Genomic DNA, 23,891 nt, shown 5'->3' on the forward strand with positions numbered 1-23,891 from the left:
CGCTGCCCCGGAGACCTCTTGCGGACCAGTTCATCTGCCGGCTTCGTCGGCAAGTTGTTGCCACGGGCCCTCCGGGTCCTGATTGATCAGATGCCGCGATCTGCTGCGGGGATCCCCAGGTCTTTTGTCGACTGTCAGATCTAGGACAACCGTCTGCCATCATCGCCACTACGATTCAACTTCATTTTCACCTTACCGAGTCCGGGAGCTGAGCGCCGCGCCGAGTCATCCACATGGCATGCGAAAAGGACGGGGGCGGCCTCCATTCGTGACCAGAGCCGAAATCCCAGGTTGTGGGACGACGTGGAGTAGCAACCGTGCATCCGCAACTCGCCACTTTACCTGACCAATACCTACCAGGAGTAGCTCGAAGCCGTCGCATGTGCAGGAAGGCGTGGACATGGATCCTGTAGCAATCGCAACACTCGCTGGCCCGACGCTGGGTGCTGTCGTTCAGTTTCTTTGTACAAAGTTGGGTGGAGCGCTTGAGCGCAGAGACGCCGTCGTGTCGGAAGGTGAAACCCGGTTCGTCTTAGGTTACGAAGGCCCGATTTCACCTAATGAGGCTGCCTATACTGTTGATCGCATCACAAGTCTCAAAAGCACCGCAGATGTGCTCGATGTGTATCGGGAGCATCCCGAAATCATCAAGCCCAAAGACGCCCGTTTGGCTGCCGCAATTGTGTCGGCCTGCGAAGGCCTTCGCGAAATATACGGACTGAATATCCGACTTGCGGAAACAGGTTCGGATGGCGTCAAGTTGACTCAAGAGTTGGGTGACGTGGAGAGGCCGATCACGGGGGTGAGGGCCAGCGAGATACGAAAAGGTGCAAATTTGGATGTGAGGCAGAGTGCGGTTCGTGTGAGAGGGAAAGGCAGTCTCATCGGTCTAGAGATTGAGGGTGGCATTGGATAAGGGCTGGTTTGAGCAGGGCACTAGCCTCTCTTTGGAGAAAGGTTTAAATCCAGGGGATAATCCAACCATCCCTATAGGCGTAGAGCCTCTTCAGGAATCGTTGAGTGGGGACCAGTCGGAGAGCGTTTCGGACGACCTATCCGACATTCTCAAGGGGTTAAATGTAGATCCGGCGACGTTCGCTAAGATTAATGAAGATTACCGGCAGCTATCCCTCCTTAACTCTGGAGTTATGGCGGGTGTATATTTTAATCTTCAGGTAATGGACGCCGCTCCGACCTATCGGATAGAGGAATCCCAGCTAGCACACTACGCTGCCACTTACGTACCCCATGCATCTTTCGACCAGTTTTGGCGCCTGCTATTGCCAGATGGCGGACTGTCATTAATCGCGGCTCCGCCGCACTGCGGCCGAAGCTCCTTGGCGTTTGCATTAATGGCGAGGCTTTGCTATTCCGGGGAGGTGGATGAGGCGCACCATCTAACTTTCGGCGGATCGGATACTCTGCCGAGTAGACGTATCCCTCGTGAGAGCCGACGAGTCTACTTGGTCGAGCTTCCACCGGATGAAAAGGCGGTCGACGGTGAGGTCGAATTCAAGATTCGGGAGGACTTCGCTGAACAACTGATCAGCCTGCGCGATGTGCTTGTGCGTCACAGGAGTCGCCTGATCGTGATGACGAGGCCCGAACAATGGAACCGCATATCTCGTGGAATGCGGTGGGATTTTGCGCCGGAAATTGGGGAATCCCCAGATCTCATAGCGATTGCGCATGCTCACCTACGTGCAGCCGAGCCAGACTATCCGCACAGTAGTTGGCTCGATAGTTCACGGATAGCCAGGCTCTTCGAAAAGGCCCGTCCGATTGATTCTGTCGAAATTGCTGACCTGATTTTGGGCGAGCAGAGGAAGGTGGGCCCCGGCGGGCGAGAAGGACTGCCGTCCGAGGAAGGTGTAAATAACGTCGTCAAGGCGAGATCCAATTGGCGTGAAGAACTACGGGAATGGCATAGCAGAGACGGTAGAACGGCTATCCAGCGAAATTTCCTCCTTGCTGCGGCGATTCTACGAGATGCTCCAGTCGGGCACATTTACGCCAAGGCTGCAGATCTCTGCAGAAGTTTCTCCGACGCGGAGATGGAATTATCTGGTCAAACCGCACCTGGAGTGATCGAACTCCTGCATTCGGTTGAAGGCGAGTTGGATGAACTAGAGAGAGTCGAATTCCGGCGACCGCATTGGGAGGATGCCACCGTAGAATACTTCTGGGCCGATCGGCCACTGTCGCGCCAGATATTTATGAAGTGGCTTGCGGACAGCGCGCTCTCTTCTAAGCAAGGCGATCTCGTTAAGCTGAATCAAGACGATTCTCTTCAAGTTGGGCGAAGGGTCGTTGAGTTTGCCCTCAAGTTTGCGGTACGCCATGAGAGGCCACTGCCATTAGCTGCTCTGGTCGACACGTGGCACGAGAACAGGGTGTTGTGGCGACTGCTAGTCGACTCGGTCGACGCTGCTGCAACCTCTGACGTCAACTCGCAATATGTACGCCGGGTCTTGCTGGACTGGGCTAAAGCAGCCGAGGTTGCTAGAAAGCGACTAGTTGCTGCTGTTTGTGCTCGAAACTTCGGTGCTGTCCATACAGGTTTTGCCTTACGAAGGCTACGCCACATCGGCGACTCGTGCACGATTGAGATCCTTCCCGACCTTCAAAACGCAGTGCGTAGACTTTGGCTTGATGAGGCTGCCCGGGTCACTCTTCTGCAGTACCTCGGGGCTTGGTGTCGGAATGACTATGCCGCGGGCAGGGTTGTTTTTGAAACGCTTGCGGTCATAGGTGATTCGGAGACGAGATTGCCGCATGTTCTAGCAGTCTTTAGCAATGAATCCTTTCGTGGTGTCTCGATTGATGTCTTGGAAATCGCTTGGCGTCAAGTGCTCGATTATAGTGATTTGATGCAGACGGATAGCCCGGCTCAAAAGTGCGTCAACGCGTGGATGTCGGCCGTCATTGAATCCGGTAGGGCGGACGCAGTTTTGTCCGTACTGGCGGCAGCGGTATCAGGGGCTACTGGAACCAAGGCGAGTGTTAGACGGGATGTCCTTCGTGGTTGCGTTCAGAAGTGGGTTGAGGGCGGAGTTAACGATTTTGATAAGCGGCGGATGATTCAGCGAAATCTGAGCGAGCTGTTAGACGCCGATATTGCACGGTCAGCGCGCCGTATTGTGGCACAGGGGTGAATGTAGGTGCGGTTTTGGCCTAGGGCAGGCGGCCGTTGGAGTCGAGTGGTACTCGACGTGCCCAGTCGGACCTCCGAGCTTCGGTTCGTATGTGAACTTAATATTGAATGGCTTGTGAGGAAGAGGTGGGTTGATCGAGAGGCGCTGATAGTTCAAGGGCTGCGCGGTATTGTCGAACGAGTTTTATCTCAGAAGGAGGTGATGGAATGGCGAACAGCTGAACAAGAGCTGAATGGCGAGCTGCTGGGTCACCTTCCTTGCAAGATTGGCAAGCTAAAGGTTCTTCGAGCCTCTGCCACGGTAGAGCCTGATCCTGCATCTTGGGAAGCCGGGATGCAGCTTGAGAGCGCCCGTAGACAGCAGCTTTTCGAGAGCGCCGTGCGCCGGCAGGCAAAGGCGCGAGTTGACTTCTTGAGGCGCGAAGTATTGTCAGACCCTGTTGCTGCCCAGCTATATCTCGTTTCAATGAAGGAGTCAGATCTTGGCCGGGGTCTAGACAAAGACACGATAAAAAAGCTTATCGAGGATGCGGCCTGGTGGACGCCGCAGAATAGGTGGCTGCTGATTGCGCGAATAGTTTACGACTATCTTTCGGGGCTATCGGATGGGCGTGCGAGGGATTTGCTTCGGGCTTTCATTGTGGCGGCGGAGGCGATCGGTGACCAAGAATTCGCTGACCGGTTGCGCTCCGAGGCCGATGAAGACGCCCGAGAGAGCGATCGGGAGGGGGATCGAATGCATCTACAGATTTAGCAAGGCTGCGGTAGCGTGTGGGGCGCAGACGAGTGCCGCAATGAGTCTGATTTTTGGGACGATGAGGGTCCTGCCAGTCCATCCCTCACGATTCTATAGCTGATGACTGGGTGCCATTCTAAGGCTAACAAAGGGTGCACATTGGGGTGCTTTGCCACAGTTTGCTGATCCAGCCCGATGATCGAGTTCCGCTGTGGACCTGAGCTTGCCGGAGCGGTGCGGCGGCGGGCGATCATCTTCAACTCGCGGGCCTCGTGGAGCAGCGGTCAGCACGGATCGCCATCTGACGAGCTTCGCCGGCCCGGGGGACCAAGGTCCCGGAGTCCGGTGACTTGGTCCCTGCCGGTTGTGATCCGGGCGGGAGCAGGCTGGAGATAACCGGTTCGACCTCCGTGAGCCGTACCGCTGGTGCCGTCGTCAGGAGGGCACGATGACCGCGCAGCTCGCCGCCCGCGCACCGCAGCGACCGCCGCTCCACTGGCAGTCGCGTCTGCTCGCCTGGGCCCTGGCCGCCGCGGCGGGTGTGATCGCAGCAGCGGCGCTGGTCGGCCCGCTGGGGCTGGGCTTGATGCGGTACCGCACCTCGGACACCACTCTCAACCAGTTGTTGGGCAGCGACGCGGCGGCGCTCTTCGTCGTCGCCCCGCTGGCGATCGTGGCGGCGCTGCTCGCCGTCCGCCGGCATCCGGTGGCGCCACTGCTGGCCACCGGCATCGGTGGGTACGCCGTCTACACGTACGCCCAGGTCATCATCGGTCAGGAGTATCTGCGCCTGCCCGGAAACGTCGAGCGCTTCTTCCCGCTGCTGCTCACCGTCTTCCTGCTCGCCGAGGCGTTGCTGGTCCTCGGCTGGCGGGCGACGCCTGCCCAGCTGCCGCCACCGTCACCGCGGCTGGCCCGTACGGCGGGCGTGACGCTGTTGGTGTTGGCGGCCTTCCTGGTGTTCGGCCAGCACCTGCGTCCGATGCTGATCGCCTGGCAGGACCCGTCCCGGCTGACCGAGTACGCCTCCAGCCCCACGCCGTTCTGGATGGTCAAGCTGATGGACCTCGGCATCATCGTCCCGGCCGCTGTCGCCACCGGCATCGGCGTGCTGCGACACGCCCCCTGGGCGCGTCGAATGATATACACGCTGCTCACCGGCTACAGCTGCCTCGCTGTCTCGGTCGCGGCGATGGCGGTGGTGATGATCGCCAACGGTGACCCGGACGCGTCCCCGGCGCTGGCGGTGGGGGTTGGGCTCTTCGCCCTGGTCTTCGTCACGCTGATCGCAGCGCTGTACCGCCCCCTGCTCCGGCGGGGAGCGAACGACTACGACGGGCCGTACATAGCCGCCGAGGAGTAACCTCCGGCGCATGCCTGACTCCATGGTCGACAGTCTGCTGGCCGACTTCACCGCACCACGGCCGTACACCAAGGAGGTCGTCGCCGACGCTTCTCCCGCGCCCGGTGTGCACGTGGTGCTCGATGGCGGCACCGTCCTCTACGTCGGTCGGACGGGAAACCTGCGCAGACGACTCCGGCAGCACCTCACCGGCAACCGCGAGTCGTCGGTGCTGCACCTCCAGGTCGGCGAGTTGCTCGATCGGCAGGGGCTGGCGGCCACGGCGGAGGACATCGCCGGCTGGCTGGGCCGCCGCGAGGTCCGCTGGCTGGAAACCGACAACCCGGAGAGTACGAAGGACACCCTGGTCCTGGCCCTCAAGCCCCGCTTCAACCGGCAGGTGCCGAAACCCCGGTGATGGGCGAAATCAGCCTCCGTAGAGCCGCTGCTCAACCAGTCGTGGACCATCGCGGGACTGCGCTAGCTCATCGTGTACCTACCGCCCTATCCATGGCATCAAAAATGGTCTTGGGCGAGTCGTCGGCCAGGATCTCTTCAAGGAGCGGGAATCCCTCCATGGACACTGCACGGCCCAGAAGTTCGAGCATCCTTCCCTTCAGTGCGATCAGGCCTGCACCGAAGCGGGCGCACTCCTCGAGCCCTGCTGGCACCAGCGTTGCCCGGCCGACCCGCGAGCGTTCCTTCGAGGGAGCGAAGAAGACGACGCGTTGACCCGGTCCGACGTCGAGTGGCGGGGCGAGCGCATCGAGGTATGCGCTGCCCAGGAGGACGAACACCAAGTCGTGTCCGTGCGCAAACCGTCGCGCAGCGTCCGGTACACCGAGTTGCTCCGCCCACGACCGAGCCTTCGGGCGTCCCATTGAATTGAAAGTAACGTCGTAGGGGGCGATCGGCCGATCCTCCCGGATCAAGCCGTAACCTGCGGAGAGGATCGACACCTGAACCCCGTCATCGCCCAAGACCTTTCGCAAGCGTCGGACGCCCGCCATGGCTCGCACGTGCTGTTGCCCGGTGTACATCTCGCCGGCTGGTCGCAGGTACTGGGCCAGTTCCACCTCGCGGCGGGCAACCCGAGCAGGGTCGTTGAAGTCGTCGAATTTCAACGCGACAGAGGATGAAGTGGCCTTGTCGCCGGTGCAGCTCGTGATGACGAGGATCTTCACACTCCGGCCTCCGGATTACACGCTGGAGATAACTCAGCAACGCCCGGTTGAGCAGGAGTCCGCAGACGTTGTTGGTAGCGCCAGACCGCGTGGTCCAGGGCGTGCACCCGCCAACCCCTTCTATGCGCAGCTTCCGTGAGCAGACGGGCGGCGTGGGCGTTGGACACCCGAGGCTCGCCCAACGCTGCCGCTACGAATCGGCAGATCATGCGGTCTGGCTTGACCTCGTCAACGCCGGCAAGCAGGAGCAAGTATCGCCAACCTATGTCGCTCGACCGCTGGCCGGGCGTCTCACGCCAAACGCGGCGGATTTGAACGTCTGACTCATCTACGGCACCAAGCAGGTCCTGGACGGTGTTGATGCCGAGGCCCTGGAAACCGAAAGCAGCCGTGTAGGTTGCAACAGCCTTGAGCGGCGCACCACGATGAGCAGAGGTCCTGTGCTGGGTGCCGATCTTGGAGGCGAACCCGTCCGGGCCTCCCAGCTCGTCGTATACCTGCAGCAGGTTGGTCAGGCCGTCGCGGTCGGCGTCCCCTTGCTGCTCGGCTCGATACGTCCGGTATCGGGCCAGAACCGGAAGAACGGTTCCGGAGTACTGGACTCCCAGCGACCAGATGGAGTCGATGAGGCAAAGAGCCAGACTATTGGGATACCCACCAGGCGTCTTCCAATCAGCAGGATCATCGAGGACGCTGTCGCAGTAGGCAAGTAGCCGGTCGACGTCATCCACGTCGCACCCCTCCTGGTCCTCGCTCCGATGATGCCGGCGTCTCAGTATCCAACATGGATCGGCGAGCTGAGATCTTTGCGGTTGGGCGGTAGCTTCCCACCGACGGTATCGATGTGCTGAGGAGGAAAACATGGGGAAGCTCCGGCCGCCGCTGAGCGATGAAACAGCCATGCGCGCCGACGCAAGCAAGCAGGAGCGGTTCGATCGGCTGCTACAGAGCCCGTACTTCGATGCCGTGGTTGCGGCGAACAGGGCCTACCTCGATGTTGCCATCCCCGATGCGGCCAGGACTGAACGAGAGCACTGGGCCCTCTCCTGCCTGCCTGGCACGACTCCCGGCAGGTTGTCCGCAATCAGTGCCAAGACGATGGAGACGTTCGTCCTGCATGAAAACCCGGATGACGACGCCCACGGGCCCGCGTCGGCGTTCGTGATCGTCCGAAGGTCGGTGCTAGGACAGCACTGGTCGACAGCTGAGGCCTTGGACGAAGCCTTCCCTGGCCTCGACCTCGAGGAATCGGACTACCGAGACGCCACCCCTGATCAGGTCAGAATCTGGGGATGGCACGACGAGATGATCCGGGCGTTTGAGGACGACCGCTTCGCCGCTGCTGTCCGTGATCTCGTGGATCCGCTCCTGGACAGCAAAACCATGCATTGGCGGGGCCACAACTACCAGCTTGCTGATCACGTTCTCGATCGGGCGCCCCTTGTAAGCCAGTGAACGGGGTGGGCCGTGACTGTGCCCCACCTCTTACCCCCGGATGCGCAGCCGGTCGGTGACGACTCGCCAGTCGAGCACTGCGGGCAGCGGTGTCACGGCCACGTTGGCGTCTTGGAGCAGCCGCAGGTGGGGGCCGTAGCTCGGATGAGCGGCCAGCTGACCTTTGACGTTGGGGAAGGCGTGCACCGGGATCCCTGCGCTGAGCGCCTCGTTGAGGATGCCCAGCGCGAGAGTGTCGTTGATGCCCTGCGCCCACTTGTTGATGACGTTGAAAGTCGCCGGCAACACGGCGACGGCGGTGGCGGGAGGATACGGCTCAGGCTCGCCGGGTTTGCGCCATTCGACTCGCACGGGGTAGCCGGTCTGCCGCGCGAGGGCCTGCCGGTCGACCCAGGTGGCGGCGGTCGGTGTGGCGGTGAGGCAGACCGTCCAACCGTCGTCGTGCAACAGCTTGATCAGCTCCCCGATCCGCAGCACCGGTGGAGCGGCGCAGACGACCAGAGCGAGCACTCGTCGTTCGGTCATGACAGCATCAGGCTGGATGCCGGCTGCCCTCACGGACCAGCACGTCGAAAACCGGCGCGTTCTCCCAGGCGGGTTGGAGTTCGCCGACCTTGTGCCAGTTCCAGGAGCGATATGCCGCTTGGGCTGGGGCGTTGTCGGGACGGGCCAGAAGAGTCATCCGTGGCTCTGGCCGGCTGTCGATCAGCTCGTCGTGCAGCGCCCGCGCGATTCCCTGGCGCTGCCACGCGGGACGTACAAGCAGCTCGCAGAGGGCGAAGGTGGGATCATCCGTGAAAGCATCAGGAACCCCACCCCGGATTCCTTCCCACCAGCGAGTTTTCTGCTGCAACGGAAACCCGTAGATATAGCCGACGAGGTGCCCGTCGATCTGGGCTGTGATCAACGTCCAGCCGGGAGCCTTCATGTGCCCAGCGAGTTGCCGGCGATAGCGATCTTCGTTGTAGAACGCTCCGTCTCCGGCGTGGGCGTCAAGGTAGACCTCAACCAGCTCGTCGGTCAGAGCGGCGGCCATGCCCGCGTCGAAGTGGCTGAGGTCCACGTCCGCTTTCATTTTTGGAACGTCTCGTTGTACGCGTCGACGAACTCGCGGGCGGCAGGTGACCGCTCACCGGCGAGGCGTGCCTTGACCTGCGCGAACCGCCGTTCGGTCCGCTTGGAGTTCAGCTCCTTGACCGCAGGCAGGACGCCCAGCCCTGTCTGCGCGGCCTGCTGGATGTCTCCGCATCGGTACTCGGCCTCGGAAAGTTGAACTGTCCTGAGTATTTGATTACGCCGATGGATGGTGCCCGGATCGTCACAGTCGAGACGGAAGGACTCGGCGGCGCGCGCCGGTCTGCCCAGAGCAAGAAAGGAAAGCCCCTGGATGCCGGTCATTTCGTCAGTGTTGACGAACTGCAGGAATGGCAGGTCGTCCTCGTGCGGACCGCGATCGAACTCACGATGCGCGCGTGCCATCTCCCGGTTGAAGGCGCCCACGTCGCCGAGGTTGGCGTAGGCGTGGGCCATCCGTAGCCGGAGGAGCGTGTTCAATCGGGGTGTTGCCCAACCCTGGGATGCGCGAAGCGCGGCTTCGGCGCAGTGCAGCGACTCCGACGGTTGGTCCTCCCGGGTCAGCAGCGACAGGCAGGCCATGGCCCGTACCTCGTCGCGTGGGTCGTCGGCGATCCGGGCCCGGGTGATGGCGTCGTTCAGGTATGGGCGCGCATGCTGGCGGCGTTCGGCGTCTATGGCGAGCCATGCAACCTGGTTCGCGAGGTTGGCTTGAGCGCTCTGGAGTGCCTCGCCGAGGCCTCGACTGAAGCGCGCTCCTGCGGCCCAGCTAGATAGGCGGGCGTGTACATCCATCGCCACGTCGCAGAGTTCACCTGATCCGACTGCGGCATCGGTTTGCCGGAGCCGTTCCACCAGGGAGCCCGCAAGCCGAACATGTTCCATGCCCAGGCTTTCGTCCGCGCGGTTGGCCTTGAGCAGATCGTCGAGCAGTCCGCTTCCCCCAAGGCCAGCGAGGGCGGCCAGCGTGTTGAATCGGCGGCGGTTCGTGATGCCACCTCCTTCATCGGACGCTGGCTCCAGGGTAGTCCGGAATCCGCCGGAGGCACCCACCTCATCCGGCGGCGACTGCCGGGCAGAGACGTCGGCTGCCGCCTTTTCGGGCTGAGCGGGGAGGCGGAACCACAGCCCAGACTCGGGGATGCGAAGCAGCGTCGCCCAGTGCTCAAGCCGATCAAGGTGGACCATCCGTGGGCCGTTCTCGATGCGGCTTAGCTGAGCCTGCGTGATGCCCAACCAGTTCCCAACCACGGCTTGCGGCAACGCCGCCCGGCCGTGGTAGGGGTGGTGCCGGTACGCCCGGATCACCTGCCCGAGATGCCGCTCCGCCAGCGCTTGTCGTAGCGGCTCGTGGTCCCAGAACGACGCCGGCACCTCAGGCGGTGCGCTGAGCCGGCTGCGTTCAGCGGTCTGGCAGGGCGTGCAGCGTCCGCTGTCGTTGTCGCGGGCCAGGCGGCCTCCACAGCGGGGGCAGTTCACAGATGTCACCGGCAACCTCGCCATTCGCGGGTGGCTGTGTCCGTCGCGCTCCGTAGAGCGTATCCATTCAAGCCGTTACGCGGCCTCGCGGTATACGCACCACGTATATCGATCATCCGCGCGGCATGAATGCTGTCAAAAATGGCCCGGCGCAACCTGTGTTGGGCGGCGTCGAGCGAATCAGATTCCGCTTGTGCATGGTGGTCAGCTCTCGCAGGTCATACGTCCTGCCTCGCTGATCCACAAGGCTGCGACGCAAGGCCCGGGGCGGGTGCTGGGCTCCGGTGGGGCGTCGACCGGTGAGACGTGTTGCCGTCCCCGCCCGCCTCGGAGCCGCAACCAGCCAGGGAGGGACATGGACGCGATCGACCGGGCGCTCGGTGAGTTGCCGATGCCGCCGTACGTGACCGCCGAGGATGTCGGCTTCGCCGTGCGGGCGTTGGCCGTGCACGTGGCCGAGCAGTGGCCCGAGGGGGCGCGCTGCCGCAACGACCGGGCGCCGCATCCGTGCCGGCTGCACCGGTGGGGGCAGCGGGTTCTCGACGAGCGCGGGCTGACCGAGGAGCAGGTCCGCGCGCTGCTCGCCGAGCAGGAGGCGACGCTGCGATGATCTATCTGACCGGGAAACGGCTGCATCCGCACCACGTCCGGGCCGCCACCTTCGACCGTCGCTGGCGGGGGATCGACCCCGCCCAGGTGTACGACTACCTGGGCCGGGTCGCCGACGAGATGGACCGCCTGCACCGGGAGCTGACCACGGCCAACACCGAGGCCGAGCGCATCCGGCAGGCGTTGCGGCAGTGGCAGTCCCGGCACCACAACTGCCGCCACGCGAGGCACCAGGCGGGGGAGGGCCGGTGAGCGAGGAGGCGGTGGGGCGGTGGCTGCGGCTGGTGCGGGCGGACGCCGAGCTGTCGCCGTACCTCATCGGGGTTGATCTGGATCGGCTCACCGCGCACCTGACCCGGCAGCTCGCGGCCGGCGGTGTGGTGTTGGACGGTTGGCCGGGGCTGCCGGAGGCGCAGCGGCGGCGGGCGGCCGACTACCTGGCCGGGGTGCTGGCGGCCGACGACCAGGCGCCGGGGCCGATCACCGAGGCCGCCGCTCGTTTCCGGGTGCGGATCGAGCAGCGGTGTCCGGGGCTGTTGCCGCAGCAGGCGCTGCCGCTGGTCGTCGCCGCGTTGGCGCGGCTGGTCGGCGGCGGCACCGACCGGCCCGGGCGGCTGGCGTTGCTGGCGGTGCTCGGCCGGGTCCATCGCCGGTACCGGCTGCGGCCGGAGCACGGCCCGCTGATCGGTGCCGCGCTGGCGCCGGTGGCCGCGCAGCTCTGCCCGCCGCAGCTCGCCGCGGACTGGGACCGGCGGTGGCCGCGAGCGTGGGGGCTCATCGAGCGCGCCGCCGGGCGCGTCGGCGACGGGCCGGCGTTCTGGCCGGCCGAGGTGACCGGCCGCGAGCTGGCCGCCGAGGGCGTCGCCATCCTGACCGTACGCCCCTGGCGTCGCCTGCCGTTCCGGCCCGGTCAGGCGGTGCCGGTCTGCGTGCCCCGGCACCCCGGACGGTGGCGCTGGTACTGCCCGGCCAACGCCCCACGCCCCGACGGCACCGTCGAGCTGCACGTCCGCGCGGTCCCCGCCGGCACCGTCTCCCCCGATCTCGTCCATCGGGTACGCCCCGGCGACCTGCTCCACCTCGGCCCACCCGTCGACACCGGCCTGTGCGCGGCCCCGGTCGGCTCGGGCGCGGCCAGGGTTGGCTCGGGCGGGGTTGGCTCGGGCGGGGTCGGCGGGCGGGACCTGCTGCTGGTGGCCGGCGGCACCGGGCTGGCCCCGCTGCGTGCCCTGGTCGAGCAGGTCGCCGCCGCGCCGGACGGTCGCCGGGTGACGCTGGTCGTCGGCGTACGCACCTTCGCCGACCTCTACGACTCGGTCGCCCTCGACAAGCTCGACCGGGCCCACCCCTGGCTGACCGTGGTGCCGGCGTTCTCCCACGACCGTGCCGTCGCCCCCGCCGAGCAGGGCGACGCGCTCACCCTCGGGCTCTACCACTACCGCCCCGGCCAGGACGTCCACGTCTGCGGCCCGCCCGCGATGCTCGCCGCCGCCCGGCAGCGACTCCCCGCCGTCGGCATCCCCACCGAGCGGCTCCACCTGCCGGAACGGATCCCATGGTGATGACCGTCTATCGCGTCTTCGTTGGAGCGGCATGCCCGCTACTTCCAAAAGGTCGCGTACGTTGAGGGGCATGGGATTGACCGGTGATTACGAACCGAGTGCGTCGGCATGGGTCCGCGAGCAGGTCGAGCAGATCATGCGTACCGGCACGACCGAGGGCGTCACGATCGGTGGCCGGCCCATCGTGCTGATGACCTACCGGGGCGCCAAGTCCGGCAAGGTCCGCAAGACGCCGGTGATGCGCGTCGAGCACGAGGGCCGCTACGCGGCTGTCGCGTCGATGGGCGGCGCGCCGAAAAACCCCCAGTGGTACGCCGGCCTGGTGGCCGAGCCGACCATCGAGCTTCAGGACGGCACGATGGCCGGGGAGTACCGGGCCCGTGAGGTGTTCGGAGACGAGAAGGCCAGCTGGTGGGGCCGGGCCGTCGAGGCGTTCCCGGACTACGCCGACTACCAGCGCAAGACCGACCGCCAGATCCCAGTCTTCGTCCTCGAACCGGTCCCAGCGAAACCCTGAGTAGTCGCGCGAATCGGGCATGCCGGATGCACGACCTGCTACGAGGGGCCGCCGGCCAGCGACTGAGCCTGCCTGAGTACGAGGCTGACTTCTATGCCACGGTGGAGTCGGTGGACGGGCCGATCCTCAAGACGGAGCGGATGCAGACCTTCCGTGAGCCGGGCAGCCCGAGTTGGGAGGCGTTCGCGGCCGGCCGGTGGGAGAAGGCGCTGCGCATCGCAGCCGAGCCCAACCCTGAGCTGAAGCGCTTCTTCGACCGTCTCGCCGAGTTGGGCTCTGGGCTGCACCGGCTACGCGTCGTGGCGCTTCCCCTCACCGCCTACCTGATCTGGGAGCTGAACTTTCTCCGCTTCCGCGCTGCGGCCGGGGAACAGATCCGGGTGCTCACCACCACCACGGATGTGATCGCCAAGCATGAGCACGAGCACGGGACCATCCCTGAGCTGATGGTGGTCGGCAGCCGGGCAGTCTACGAGGTCCGCTACGACGAAACCGGGCTTCCGCTCGGAGCGGACAAGTTCGTCGACCGAGCGGTCGTGGACGGCTGCCGGGAACGGGCTGCTTCGCTACTTGCCGAGGCGGAGCCATTCGATTCCTTCTTCGACCGCGAGGTCGACGGGCTCAGGCCGCCCAAGATGCACCTGTAGTGGAAGGACGCGAGGCAGCACCACAAGCCCTGTTGCGGGCCTCTCAGTGATCGGCCGCTGGCCCCCGCAGAAAGTTGATCAACTCCGTTTCGTCGGTACGGCGGTGTCCAAGCGGTCGGGACACCGCCGTTACGGCGGAACAGCGATCGGCGAAACGACGATCGGCGATGATCAGTGCGGTTAGCGCTGCTGGCCACCTCTCCGCGCTCGCCGGAAGGCAGCGCGGCCATCGAACGACGAGCGAGCCGGCCCCGGTCGTGCGTCGGTCACTCCTCGCCGGTGAGGCGGGCGGTCTGTGACCGCAGGACCCGGATGGTGTTGGTGAGGTAGTCGACCACAGCTGCGGTCTCCCGTTCGTCGTACCGGGCCATGAGCGCGCTCATCTCCCGGGTCAACTCGTCGAAGACGCCGGTCAGGTCGGGGATCCGCGCCGGTTCGGCGGCGACCAGCACCCGCCGCCGGTCTGTGGGGTCCGGCTCACGGCGTACGTACCCGGCCCGCTCCAGCCGGTCGATGATGCCGGTGACCGCGCTGGCGCCCAGTACGGCGACGACCTGCCCACCGCCGCGAACGTCGGGGGTGAGGTTGTTACTGCGCTCGCCCGGCTGCTCCTGGCGTACCTCATCCTGCGGCTGGCGTTCCGCGAGCCCGGCCTGGCCGGCCTGCCGGTCCGGGAACGCTGGCGGCGATCGTCCGCCAACCCGCACGCGAACACATTCCACGCCGCGGTGAATAGAAGGTGTGGTGGCCAGAGCAGAGGGAGATGGATCCAATTGGCTGTGGTTGAGAGAGACCTGGCTGTGATGACACCGCCCGAAGGGGGAACCGCCCAGAGCGACGCCGAACTCATCAGCCAGGCCGGCGCTTCCCCGGAGTGCTTCGCAGCGGTGTTCGACCGGCATTACCGGCACATCTATGCCTATGCGGCGCGTCGGCTCGGACGGGACCTCGCCGAGGATGTGGCGTCCGAGACGTTCCTGGTGGCGTTCGACCGGCGCGCCGGGTACGACGTGACCCGCGCGGACGCGCGGCCCTGGCTGTACGGGATCGCGTCGAACCTGATCGCTCGGCAGAGTACGGCCGAGTCCCGCCGGTACCGGACGCTCGCCCAGCTCGGACAGGGCGATCGGGCCGACGCCCACGACGACGCCGTCGTCGGACGGCTCGACGCGACGGCCGTACGCGGTCGGCTGGCGGCGGCCCTGGAGCGGCTTCCCCAATCCGTGCGCGACGTACTGCTGCTGGTCGCCTGGGCCGGGCTCAACCAGAACGAGGCCGCGGCGGCGCTGGACATCCCTCCGGGTACGGCGCGGTCCCGGCTGCACCGGGCACGACAGGAAATGCGACAGGCGCTGGGCACCGATATGGAGGTACACGGGTGATGGACGAACTCACTGCACTGGGCGAGGCGTTCGGGCCGGACGAGTTGCCGTCGAATACCGCCCGGGACAAGGCGAGGACGGCGCTGATGCACCACATCGCCACGAACGAGGTTGGTACGAGTGAGGCCGCCAGGCCGATTGAGCGTCCCCGCCGGTGGTCGGCGTGGCTCACCCGTCGGTGGTCGGCGCGGCTCAGTCTGGCTGCGGCAGCCGCGGTGGCGGCGGTGCTCGGTGTGGTGGTGGTGGAGAACCTGGGCACGGTTGACGAGCAGGGCAACAGCCATCCTGTGGTGGACGCACTACCGTTCGCGCGCTCGGCCAGCGCCGACTTCCTGGAGAAGGCGGCTCAGGCAACGGACCGCAAGCCCTGGCAGGCGCCCCGACCGGACCAGTTCATGTACAGGGAGAGCCGCACCTTGCGCAACGCCAAGCAGATTGAGGAAAAGGCACCGAACGCGCCGCTCGTCCCGGGCAGGACCCGGGTGGTGGTGCAGCAGGACTGGAAGCGGATCGACGGGCAGGTCTGGGGGCGCAGGTCCGACGGTCAGCTCGTCGTCCAGCAGCAGGGGAGCGGCGGGGTCGGTTGGGCTCAGCTCCCGTACGACGAACTGGTCGCGCTCACCACACCCGAGGCGGTGCTCGCCTGGGTCGCGCAGCCGCGCCCCGACCTCGGCGTCTCCCTTGACGGCCTGTTGAGCCAGTACGTGCTGCCGCCGGCGGTGGAGGCGGCCGTCTTCCGGGCCCTGGCGAGGACGGACAACGTGCGGCTTAACCCGGACGTGGTGAACCTCGACGGCCGGCCGGCGATCGGCCTGAGCTTCGCCGTCGAGGGGTACCTCAGCCAGGAGCTGCTCTTCGACAAGGCCACGTACGCGTTGATCGGCGAGCGCACGGTGGCGATCGAGGACCACACGAGAGACGCCCTCGACGACACCTCGCAGATCCACAAGGGTGATGTGTTAACCCAAGTGGTCTACGGTGATTCGCGCATCGTCGACCGGGTGGGTGACGTGAGGTAGGTAGTGGGCCGAATGGGGCCGCCATCTGCACGGGGCATTATGTGCGGGATGGCGGCTCCGTATCGACGTCTGCGACGGGAGGACAGCATGCGGCCGGGTTGGTATCCCGATCCGTCCGGCCGTTACCCGCTGCGGTGGTTCGACGGGACACTCTGGACACCGCAGGTGCTCGACGGATGGCAGCGGCCGGTCGTCGACCCGCTGCCGCCGGCAGCGGAGGCGGCCTCCCCACCAGCGCCGGCGCCGACACCGCCCGCTACGGATGTTCGGGCCGAAACCGAAGATGCCGGGCCGACCACGCCGGGCCCGCCGCCCATGGCGGTACCCCCGGCCGACCAGGGGCGACTGGTGTTCTGGATGGCCTGGCGCATCCTGCTGCTCGTCGTCGCGCTCGGCCTGCTGTTCGCCGGCTTCGTCGTGTTGCCGTGGGGACACATCATCCGCTTCGGGCCGCCGCCGGTAACCGTCCACTACTTCGAATTCGCCGGCTGGATCGACGTGGCCGATCTGCCGGCCAGCGGATGGCAGCGGGCGTACGCCCAGGGACTGGGGTTGGTGCACGCGTTCGTCGCGTTCGTCGCCACCGCAGCGACGATCGCGGTGAGCCGGCCCGGCCGGCACGCTCCCTGGGCCGGCTTCCTTCAGTTGCTGCTCTTCGCGTCGTGGATCGCCGCCCACTTCGGCACGCCGTACGCCGACCTCAAAGGCGTACATCCCGGAGGTGGCGGGATGGCGGTCATCTTCGCCTTCTTCGCCTTCTTCATCGCCTGCCCCAGCTTCAATACGGAGCCCACACCGGCGCCCCCGGCTCGATCCGAGTCTTAACGGCCGATGACCGGCGAGCCGCGTGCCCGGCCGACACCGGGTCGGGCCGGGCACGCGGTCACCAGGCCATCGTCACCAGGCCATCGTCACCAGGCCATCGTCACCAGGCCATCGTCACCAGGCCCACACGGTCGGCTCACCGAGTTGGCTGAAGTCGGCGTCGAGGCTGGGCGTGGCCCCGGTTCGCAGCAGCCGGCCGTCGGTGTCGAAGACCTTCACCTTGACCACCTGACGAGGGTCGACGCGCACCGCGCCCGCCCCGGTGTCGAGCTGGCCGCTGGCGATCGTCCGCCCCTTGTCGTCGAGCAGCTCGACGCGGGCCGCCGATGCCGGCCCGACGACCAGCACGCCGCCGGTCTCTCCCGGCGTCTGGACGACGACCAGATCCGGACTTCCCGTGGCGGTCTGGTAGTCGGCCGGTGGCCCGGGCTCCGGTTGCGGCGCCGGGGCCTCGGTCTTGAGCACCGCAGCGCAGCCGCCGTCGGTCGAGCAGGATTTCACCAGCACGGCCGCTGGCGCGCCGGCAACCCAGGCGGGCAGCCGCCCGCCCCAGATCACCTGCGGTGCCGGTCCGGCGAGGCCGTGCAGGTCGAGCAGCCCTTGCAGGTCGCGCACCGCGGTGGCGGCGAGCGCGGCGTCCACCGAGCCGCGCGCACCGGCGGTGGAGACCGGCGGTGCGGCCTCCGTCGGGCTGATCACCAGCCCACCACCTCCCGGACCGGCGTACCGCACCACGCCGTGGCAGGTGAACCGCCACCGTTCGGCCAAGTGGCCCGCCTCCCGCAGCACGAAACCGTCGGTGCCCACCTTCTGCCAGCTGCGGGCAACCGATCCGTCCGGCTGGATCCGGCCGTCGGCGGAGGTCTCGACGAGACACCCGGCCGGGGCGAGCCCGACCGCGAGGTCGGCGACGTGACGGCCGTTCACCGGCGACTGTCGACCGAAGAAGACGTACGGCGCCAGGGGGACCGGCTCGTCCGGGGTGCCGGTCTGGCGCAGCAGTTCCGGCACGGGCGCCCCGGCCTGCCCGCTTGCGTGACGGAGCAGCGCGTGCGAGTCGTCCAGGAAGGCCACCACCACGGTCCGGGCGCCCGGCGCGTCGTGTGCCAGCAGCACCTTCACCTCGTCGAGCGCCGGGTCGACCAGCAGTTCGGCGCGGGCCGCCCGGTACTGCCGCTCGATGTCCGCGATCAGCGCCGCGTCGCCGGCCAGGTTGCCCCGGGTCGGCGAGTCCAGCAACTGCCGCACCATCGGCTCGTCGATCGGGCTCGCCGGCTGGTAGGCCCCGGCTGCGGGCGGCGACGACGCCACGCCGGTGATTCCCAGCCGGCCAGCCGCACCGATCACCGGCAGCGCCAACGCCACCGCCGCCAGGCCGGCCACACCCGTCACCGCCATCCGCCGCTGCCGGCGTCGACGGACGCGGGCCAGCAGCCGCTGGTACGGGTCGGGGCCCGGCACTACCGGCTCGGCGAGCCGGGCGAATTCCTGCCTGATCTCATCGGCCATCGTGCACACCTCTCCATCTCGTCATGGCCGGCGCCACGTCCAGCGGCGCCTGAATCTCGGGCGACGTCGCCCGCTCGTCCGATGTGGATGACCCGGCGGACTTGGTCGGCAGCACCGCGCGGAGCCGGGCGAGCCCACGGGACGCCTGGCTCTTCACCGTGCCGAGCGAACAACCGAGCGCCTCGGCGATCTGCGCCTCGGAGAGGTCCTCCCAGTAGCGCAGCACCAGCACCGCCCGCATCCGGGGCGGCAGGCTCTGCAACGCGGTGAGCACCTCGTCGCGCACCACGACGTCGTCCGCCATGTCCGAACTCCGGCCCCGCTCGGCGTGCAGCCGCCAGGCCCCGGTCACCCCGGCCAGGAACTCCCGGGAACCGAACCGGTGCCACAGGCTGACCCGCTCGTTGGCCATGATTCGGCGGACGTACGCCATCGGGTCGTTCACCTGCCGCCAGCGGCGCATCACCCGCATCAGCGCGCTCTGCACCAGATCTTCGGCCGCGTGCCGCGACCCGGTCAGCAGGTACGCGGTCCGTATCAGATCCGCGTACCGGACCTCGACGAACTCGCGGAAGCCGTCATCCGTCACCTGCACTCTCCAGTCCTGCCTGGGCGTCACCGACGAGAAAGAGACCCGGGGCCGGTGGAAAAGGTTGACTGACCGCCGAAACCCAGCGGCGGCCGGGCAGGGAGTCTTCGTGGTCCGGCAACCTCGCCGTAAAGGTTCGCTCGGTCCCGGCACCCACGGTTTACGGCCGGCGGTCCCACGTGCCGTCTGCGAGACCCTGGGGCCATCCCCGGGTCGAGCTGGTGGTCTTCCCCGATGTCTCGGCGGCCGGGCGTCGATAGCGTCGGTCGGGTATGGACAGTCGACAGACGGGGAGAACGATGTTCCATCACCATTCGCAGCGGGTCGCCCGATGAGGCCCCGCCGGCTGGCTGCCGCCGTCACCGCACTCGGCCTGCTCGCCGCCAGCCTCACCACTCCCGGCTCCGCCGCCGCAGCCCACGGGAACGACTACTCGGCCCTCATCCAGCGCGCCTCCTACGGCGTACCGCACATCACCGCCCGCGACTTCGCCGGCCTCGGCTACGGAGTCGGCTACGTGCAGGCCGAGGACAACATCTGCACCATCGCCGAGACCGTCGTCACCGTCCGCGCCCAACGCGCCCGCTGGTTCGGTACGACCGGCGACGCGGCGGCCAATGTCACCAGCGACCTGTTCCAGCAGAAGGTCATCGACGACCGGGTCGCCGAGCGGCTGCTCACCGGCCCCCGCGACGGCCTGCACTCACCCTCGAACGAGGTACGTGATCAGCTCCGCGGCTTCGCCGCCGGCTACAACGCGTACCTGCGGCGGACCGGAGCGGCGAACCTGACCGACCCGACCTGCGCCGGCAAGCCATGGGTGCAGCCGATCACCGAGCTGGACCTGTGGCGGGCCTTCTGGACCAGCATGGCCCGGGCCGGCTCCGCCGGGCTCGCCGACGGCATCGTCGCCGCCGCGCCGCCCAGCGGGAGTGCCCCGGTACGCCCCGGTGAGATCACCGGCCAGCTCCCCGCCCCGAAGGCGTCCGCCCTGGCCGCCGCCGACGACGGCGCGCCGGCCGGGGTGGGCAGCAACGCGTACGGGCTGGGACGCGACGCCACCGCCAGCGGGACGGGCATGGTGCTGGCCAACCCGCACTTCCCGTGGGACGGCCCGGACCGCTTCTACCGGATGCACCTGAAGATCCCCGGCCGGTACGACGTCGAGGGCGTCGCCCTGGTCGGCGACCCGTTCATCGAGATCGGCCACAACGGCCGGGTGGCCTGGAGCCACACCGTCTCCACGGCCCGCCGCTTCGCCTGGCACCGGCTGACCCTGGCACCCGGCGACCCGACCAGCTACCTGTACGACGGCAAGCCCCGGAAGATGACCGCCCGCACGGTCACCGTCCAGACCCCTGGCGGGCCGGTCAGCCGTACCCTCCACGACACCCACTTCGGCCCGGTCGTCGTGATACCCGGCGCCTTCGACTGGACCGCCGACACCGCGTACGCCATCAGCGACCCCAACGCGGCCAACAACCGCGCGCTGGACGGCTGGCTCGCCATGGGACGCGCCAAGTCGGTGGGTGAGCTGCGGGCGGTGCTGGACCGGCGGCAGTTCCTGCCCTGGGTCAACGTCATCGCCGCCGACCGCGACGGCAAGGCCCTCTACGCCGACCACTCCGTCGTGCCCCGGGTCACCGACGACCTCGCCGCCGCCTGCATCCCCGCCGCCTGGCGGGACCTGTACGCCCGCAGCGGCCAGGCCGTCCTCGACGGTTCCCGCTCCGCCTGCGAGCTGGGCCGGGACCCGGACGCCGCCGTGCCGGGCATCCTCGGCCCGGCGCACCTGCCCACGCTGGTGCGCGGCGACTACGTGACCAACTCCAACGACAGCTACTGGCTGGCCAACCCGCAGCAGCCCCTGGAAGGCTTCCCCCGCATCATCGGCGACGAGCGCACCGAGCGCAGCCTGCGTACCCGGCTCGGCGTGCACCAGGTGAAGCAGCGTCTCGCCGGCACCGACGGGCTCCCCGGCAAGGGCTTCACCGCCGGCAAGCTGTGGGACGTGACGCTCGGTAACCGGGCGTACGGCGGCGAGCTGGTCCGCGACGACCTGGTGCGATCGTGTACGGCCCACCCGGTCGCCACCGCCTCCGATGGCACCCGGGTCGATCTGGCCGCCGCCTGCGCCGCCCTGCGCGGCTGGGACCTGCGGGTCGACCTGGACAGCCGGGGTTCGCACGTGTTCACCGAGTTCGCCCGGGAGAGGGGCCTGCGTTTCGCCGACCGGTTCGACCCCGCGAACCCGCTCACCACGCCGAGCCGGCTCGCCGTCGACGACCCGCAGGTCCGCACCGCGCTCGCGGACGCCGTCCGCGCGCTGGACGGCATCCCGCTCGATGCGCGGCTCGGCGACATCCAGACCGAGCCGCGCGGCGCCGAACGCATCCCGATCCACGGCGGCTGGCCCGAGGCGGGCATCTTCAACATGACCATCAATCTGCTGGAACCCGGCATCGGCTACCGGAAGGTCCGGCACGGCACGTCGTTCCTGATGGCCGTCGAGCTGGACCGCAACGGGCCGTCCGGCCGGCAGATCCTCACCTACTCCCAGTCGGCCAACCCGAACTCGCCCTGGTACGCCGACCAGACCCGGCTGTACTCGGGCAAGGGCTGGGACACCATCAAGTTCACCGAGAAGCAGCTCAAGGCCGACCCGAACCTGGTGACCTACCGGGTGGGGGAGCGCCGCCGCTGACCACCGAGGCGGGTGCGGGCCGGTGGTGGTGTGCCACCGGCCCGCACCCTGGAACCGCAAGGACGTCGGACGACCCGAGGACGGCGTCAATGGGCGGCTGCCGGCTCAGCTGGCGAGCTTGATAATGCCGGGCAGGGCCACTTCGGCCAGGTGGGTGTCGGTGAAGTAGTCGTAGCAGTGACCGCTGGCGTTGGAGCTGCCACCGCTGAGGATGCCCCGGGCGGTGATCGTACCGTTGCTCTTGATGTTGTAGATCGGCGCGCCCGAATCGCCGCCCTTGGTGCAGGTGCCGTAGCGGTATCCCTCCATGGCGTTGCGCAGGACCGAGCCGTCGCTGTATCGCACGGTCACGTACGTGGCGCGCACCTGGAAGCCGCACATTTCGCCGGTGGCTCGGCCGCTGACGCAGTAGCTTTCCCCGAAGTGGGAGCGCCGGTTCATCCGGGCGGTGACCGCCCGGGAAGTGGTTGACGTGGCCGAGCCCTTGTAGACGCGACCGGCAGACGTCTTGGTCAGCTTGATGGTGGACGCGTCACCCGAGTACGTGTGGCCGTTGACCTTCACCGAACCGGTGGTGTTGTTCCAGTTGTCAGCCGTGACGGTGCCGAGGGTCCCGTTCGGGTTGTGCGCCTTACCGTTCAGCGCGGTGCAGTGGCCGGCCGTGAGCATGTAGTGCGCACCCTTATGGGTCCAGGAGAAGGCGGTCGAGCACTTCAACGTGGCGTAAAAGTACGCCCCGCCGTAGTACGGCGCGGTGTCGGCCTTGCGCCCGATCTTCGGCGACGGCTCCGTCATCCCCGGCACCAACTCGAGGGCGACCCGGTAGGCGCCGTATCGGGCGGCCAACGCCTCCCGCATCCCCTGCGTCACCGTCGCCGCCTTGATGATGACCCGGTTGTTCACCGGGTCGATCGCGGCCGTGCGCAGGTTGCTCGCACCGGTCAACTGGTCGTCGCTGAGCTCGAGCACCTCGTCCTGAACGGTAGCCAGCTGGTCCACCGTGTACGGCACCCGCATGACCACCGGCTCGATGATGACGTCGGCCTTCATCGGGGTGAAGGTTTCGGGGTCCGTCGTGTCGGTCGGGACAGTGTCCTTGTCGGGTTCCGTGCTGGGGGTGTCCGGGTCGTCGGTGATCGTCCCGGTCGACGTCGGCGCGACGACCATGTCGGCCGACGCGGCGGTGAGCGTCGCGGCCGAAGCGGTCTGCGACACCGGCACCATGAGCTGATCGTTCTCGACGTAGGGCATCGAATATTCGGCTGGGCTCGCGTACGCCCGCTCCACCGCGATGTTCAGGGCCTCGGCGTACCCGGGCCGGAGCGTGTCGTCGGTTGCTGGCGGGGTGGTCGTCACGGCCACCGCGGTGCTGGTGGCTGGCTGATCCGTGGTGATCTCAGCGTAGGCGGGTGAGGGGAGCCAGACGGCTCCGGCGACGCCTGTGAGAGTGAGGGCAAGGCATCGCCCGGTGACTTTCAGCATCGCGCCATGATCGTCATCCTAAATGGACTGGTCAAGGCAATTGTCGACCGCGCCGGGCGGCTTCGCGCGGTCCGCAAGCGCTGCCACTGACATGTGGTCCGGCGCCCGGGCAAGCACCCGGGCGCCGGACCCGCCTTCCAGGATCGGCTCAGCCGCAGTAGGCGTTGGTGATGCCCTCGATCGCGTTGCCGGCTCCGACCTGGCCGCTGAAGTCGATGCAGCGACCGCGGCCGTAGACGCTCACCGGGCCGGCGTAGTACTTGTAGGTGCCGGCGTCCTTCTTCGACGTCCCGCCGGAGCCGATCTGCACCATGATGTACTTGGCGACACCCGGCTTGTTGGTGTGCGTCATCGCGCAGTTGTAGCCGGTGGACGAGTTGTAGTAGACCGAGATGTAGCCACCCTTGATCGGCCAGTTGCCGAGCAGGCCCCCCGAGCAGGTTGCGGCCACGGCCGGCCCGCCCGTCGCGGCCAGCAGGCCGGCGGTGAGCGCCGCGGTGCTGGCGAGAGCGACAAGTTTCCGCTTAATGGTGTTCCGCATGTGGTGCCTCCCATGATCAATACGGGAATCGCACTCTAGCCCATCCCAGTTGTCCGGAATGGACGTACCCAAGCGCCGGCC

Annotated in this window: 25 protein-coding genes; 15 read left to right on the forward strand and 10 right to left on the reverse strand. The window is 67.1% G+C overall.

What is annotated here, in order from left to right; translation table 11 throughout:
* The first annotated feature begins 400 nt into the window (after positions 1 to 400).
* From IEY61_RS01205 to IEY61_RS01225, 5 genes are all read left to right on the forward strand, one after another.
* Positions 401 to 916: a hypothetical protein gene (locus IEY61_RS01205; RefSeq protein ID WP_189040331.1), complete on the forward strand. Its 516-nt coding sequence runs from the start codon at positions 401 to 403 to the stop codon at positions 914 to 916.
* Complete coding sequence (locus IEY61_RS01210) at positions 903 to 3,155, forward strand: hypothetical protein (protein WP_189040332.1); 2,253 nt, start codon at positions 903 to 905, stop codon at positions 3,153 to 3,155. Before IEY61_RS01205 ends, IEY61_RS01210 begins: the two co-directional genes overlap by 14 nt.
* Positions 3,156 to 3,200: 45 nt before the next feature.
* Positions 3,201 to 3,908 carry a hypothetical protein gene (locus IEY61_RS01215; protein ID WP_189040333.1) on the forward strand — a complete coding sequence of 236 codons (708 nt, stop codon included), beginning with the start codon at positions 3,201 to 3,203 and terminating at the stop codon, positions 3,906 to 3,908.
* A gap of 430 nt (positions 3,909 to 4,338) precedes the next feature.
* Positions 4,339 to 5,253 carry a hypothetical protein gene (locus IEY61_RS01220; RefSeq protein WP_189040334.1) on the forward strand — a complete coding sequence of 305 codons (915 nt, stop codon included), beginning with the start codon at positions 4,339 to 4,341 and terminating at the stop codon, positions 5,251 to 5,253.
* Positions 5,254 to 5,263: 10 nt separating this feature from the next.
* Complete coding sequence (locus tag IEY61_RS01225; RefSeq protein WP_189040335.1) at positions 5,264 to 5,650, forward strand: GIY-YIG nuclease family protein; 387 nt, start codon at positions 5,264 to 5,266, stop codon at positions 5,648 to 5,650.
* Positions 5,651 to 5,717: 67 nt separating this feature from the next.
* Here the strand turns inward: IEY61_RS01225 and IEY61_RS01230 are convergent, their stop codons facing one another.
* Complete coding sequence (locus tag IEY61_RS01230) at positions 5,718 to 6,416, reverse strand: DUF6884 domain-containing protein (protein ID WP_189040336.1); 699 nt, start codon at positions 6,414 to 6,416, stop codon at positions 5,718 to 5,720.
* Entirely contained in the window at positions 6,413 to 7,147 is a 735-nt protein-coding gene (locus IEY61_RS01235) for a DUF8548 family protein (RefSeq protein WP_189040337.1), read from the reverse strand. Before IEY61_RS01235 ends, IEY61_RS01230 begins: the two co-directional genes overlap by 4 nt.
* Positions 7,148 to 7,277: 130 nt before the next feature.
* Between IEY61_RS01235 and IEY61_RS01240 the strand changes: the two genes are divergently transcribed.
* Positions 7,278 to 7,871 carry a hypothetical protein gene (locus IEY61_RS01240; protein WP_189040338.1) on the forward strand — a complete coding sequence of 198 codons (594 nt, stop codon included), beginning with the start codon at positions 7,278 to 7,280 and terminating at the stop codon, positions 7,869 to 7,871.
* Between the two features lie 30 nt (positions 7,872 to 7,901).
* Here the strand turns inward: IEY61_RS01240 and IEY61_RS01245 are convergent, their stop codons facing one another.
* The 3 genes from IEY61_RS01245 to IEY61_RS30950 are packed head-to-tail and all read right to left on the reverse strand — an operon-like array spanning position 7,902 to position 10,433.
* Positions 7,902 to 8,396, reverse strand: a complete 495-nt coding sequence (locus tag IEY61_RS01245) for a flavoprotein (protein WP_189040339.1) — start codon at positions 8,394 to 8,396, stop codon at positions 7,902 to 7,904.
* A 7-nt stretch (positions 8,397 to 8,403) separates the two neighbouring features.
* The gene (locus tag IEY61_RS01250) at positions 8,404 to 8,946 is read right to left on the reverse strand and encodes a GNAT family N-acetyltransferase (RefSeq protein ID WP_189040340.1); all 543 of its coding nucleotides are present in this window, start codon (positions 8,944 to 8,946) and stop codon (positions 8,404 to 8,406) included.
* Positions 8,943 to 10,433, reverse strand: coding sequence for a helix-turn-helix domain-containing protein (locus tag IEY61_RS30950; RefSeq protein WP_229705598.1), 1,491 nt, complete (start codon positions 10,431 to 10,433; stop codon positions 8,943 to 8,945). Before IEY61_RS30950 ends, IEY61_RS01250 begins: the two co-directional genes overlap by 4 nt.
* Before the next feature lie 346 nt (positions 10,434 to 10,779).
* On the opposite strand from IEY61_RS30950, the gene IEY61_RS01260 reads away from it, so the two are divergent.
* The 5 genes from IEY61_RS01260 (at position 10,780) to IEY61_RS01280 (ending at position 13,759) form a co-directional block, all read left to right on the forward strand.
* Positions 10,780 to 11,034 carry a hypothetical protein gene (locus IEY61_RS01260; RefSeq protein WP_189040341.1) on the forward strand — a complete coding sequence of 85 codons (255 nt, stop codon included), beginning with the start codon at positions 10,780 to 10,782 and terminating at the stop codon, positions 11,032 to 11,034.
* Positions 11,031 to 11,285 carry a DivIVA domain-containing protein gene (locus tag IEY61_RS01265; protein ID WP_189040342.1) on the forward strand — a complete coding sequence of 85 codons (255 nt, stop codon included), beginning with the start codon at positions 11,031 to 11,033 and terminating at the stop codon, positions 11,283 to 11,285. Before IEY61_RS01260 ends, IEY61_RS01265 begins: the two co-directional genes overlap by 4 nt.
* Positions 11,282 to 12,595, forward strand: a complete 1,314-nt coding sequence (locus tag IEY61_RS01270; protein ID WP_229705599.1) for an FAD-binding oxidoreductase — start codon at positions 11,282 to 11,284, stop codon at positions 12,593 to 12,595. Before IEY61_RS01265 ends, IEY61_RS01270 begins: the two co-directional genes overlap by 4 nt.
* A 70-nt stretch (positions 12,596 to 12,665) precedes the next feature.
* Positions 12,666 to 13,112 carry a nitroreductase family deazaflavin-dependent oxidoreductase gene (locus IEY61_RS01275; RefSeq protein WP_189040343.1) on the forward strand — a complete coding sequence of 149 codons (447 nt, stop codon included), beginning with the start codon at positions 12,666 to 12,668 and terminating at the stop codon, positions 13,110 to 13,112.
* A gap of 26 nt (positions 13,113 to 13,138) precedes the next feature.
* Positions 13,139 to 13,759 carry a DUF6879 family protein gene (locus tag IEY61_RS01280; RefSeq protein ID WP_189040344.1) on the forward strand — a complete coding sequence of 207 codons (621 nt, stop codon included), beginning with the start codon at positions 13,139 to 13,141 and terminating at the stop codon, positions 13,757 to 13,759.
* 266 nt (positions 13,760 to 14,025) lie between these two features.
* On the opposite strand, the gene IEY61_RS01285 is transcribed toward IEY61_RS01280, so the two are convergent.
* Positions 14,026 to 14,466: a MarR family winged helix-turn-helix transcriptional regulator gene (locus IEY61_RS01285; protein WP_229705600.1), complete on the reverse strand. Its 441-nt coding sequence runs from the start codon at positions 14,464 to 14,466 to the stop codon at positions 14,026 to 14,028.
* Between the two features lie 96 nt (positions 14,467 to 14,562).
* On the opposite strand from IEY61_RS01285, the gene IEY61_RS01290 reads away from it, so the two are divergent.
* The 3 genes from IEY61_RS01290 to IEY61_RS01300 all read left to right on the forward strand — a co-directional run bounded on the left by IEY61_RS01290 (position 14,563) and on the right by IEY61_RS01300 (position 16,985).
* Positions 14,563 to 15,141, forward strand: a complete 579-nt coding sequence (locus IEY61_RS01290) for an RNA polymerase sigma factor (protein ID WP_189040346.1) — start codon at positions 14,563 to 14,565, stop codon at positions 15,139 to 15,141.
* Positions 15,141 to 16,160, forward strand: coding sequence for a CU044_5270 family protein (locus IEY61_RS01295; protein ID WP_189040347.1), 1,020 nt, complete (start codon positions 15,141 to 15,143; stop codon positions 16,158 to 16,160). The genes IEY61_RS01290 and IEY61_RS01295 overlap by 1 nt, the downstream gene beginning before the upstream one ends.
* An 87-nt stretch (positions 16,161 to 16,247) precedes the next feature.
* Positions 16,248 to 16,985, forward strand: coding sequence for a DUF2510 domain-containing protein (locus tag IEY61_RS01300; RefSeq protein WP_189040348.1), 738 nt, complete (start codon positions 16,248 to 16,250; stop codon positions 16,983 to 16,985).
* 114 nt (positions 16,986 to 17,099) lie between these two features.
* On the opposite strand, the gene IEY61_RS01305 is transcribed toward IEY61_RS01300, so the two are convergent.
* On the reverse strand, positions 17,100 to 18,494 hold the full coding sequence (locus tag IEY61_RS01305; RefSeq protein ID WP_189040349.1) for a hypothetical protein: 1,395 nt from the start codon (positions 18,492 to 18,494) through the stop codon (positions 17,100 to 17,102).
* The gene (locus IEY61_RS01310; RefSeq protein ID WP_189040350.1) at positions 18,484 to 19,083 is read right to left on the reverse strand and encodes a SigE family RNA polymerase sigma factor; all 600 of its coding nucleotides are present in this window, start codon (positions 19,081 to 19,083) and stop codon (positions 18,484 to 18,486) included. The genes IEY61_RS01305 and IEY61_RS01310 overlap by 11 nt, the downstream gene beginning before the upstream one ends.
* Before the next feature lie 331 nt (positions 19,084 to 19,414).
* Here IEY61_RS01310 and IEY61_RS01315 point away from each other — a divergent pair, with 331 nt between their 5' ends.
* Positions 19,415 to 21,787 carry an acylase gene (locus IEY61_RS01315; protein ID WP_189040351.1) on the forward strand — a complete coding sequence of 791 codons (2,373 nt, stop codon included), beginning with the start codon at positions 19,415 to 19,417 and terminating at the stop codon, positions 21,785 to 21,787.
* Positions 21,788 to 21,892: 105 nt separating this feature from the next.
* Here the strand turns inward: IEY61_RS01315 and IEY61_RS01320 are convergent, their stop codons facing one another.
* Positions 21,893 to 23,149 (reverse strand): S1 family peptidase, encoded by a 1,257-nt coding sequence (locus tag IEY61_RS01320; RefSeq protein WP_189040352.1) that lies wholly within the window; start codon positions 23,147 to 23,149, stop codon positions 21,893 to 21,895.
* Between the two features lie 268 nt (positions 23,150 to 23,417).
* Positions 23,418 to 23,810, reverse strand: a complete 393-nt coding sequence (locus IEY61_RS01325; RefSeq protein ID WP_189040353.1) for a hypothetical protein — start codon at positions 23,808 to 23,810, stop codon at positions 23,418 to 23,420.
* Positions 23,811 to 23,891: the final 81 nt, after the last annotated feature.

The organism is Micromonospora sonchi (assembly GCF_014646235.1).
GTDB lineage: Bacteria > Actinomycetota > Actinomycetes > Mycobacteriales > Micromonosporaceae > Micromonospora > Micromonospora sonchi.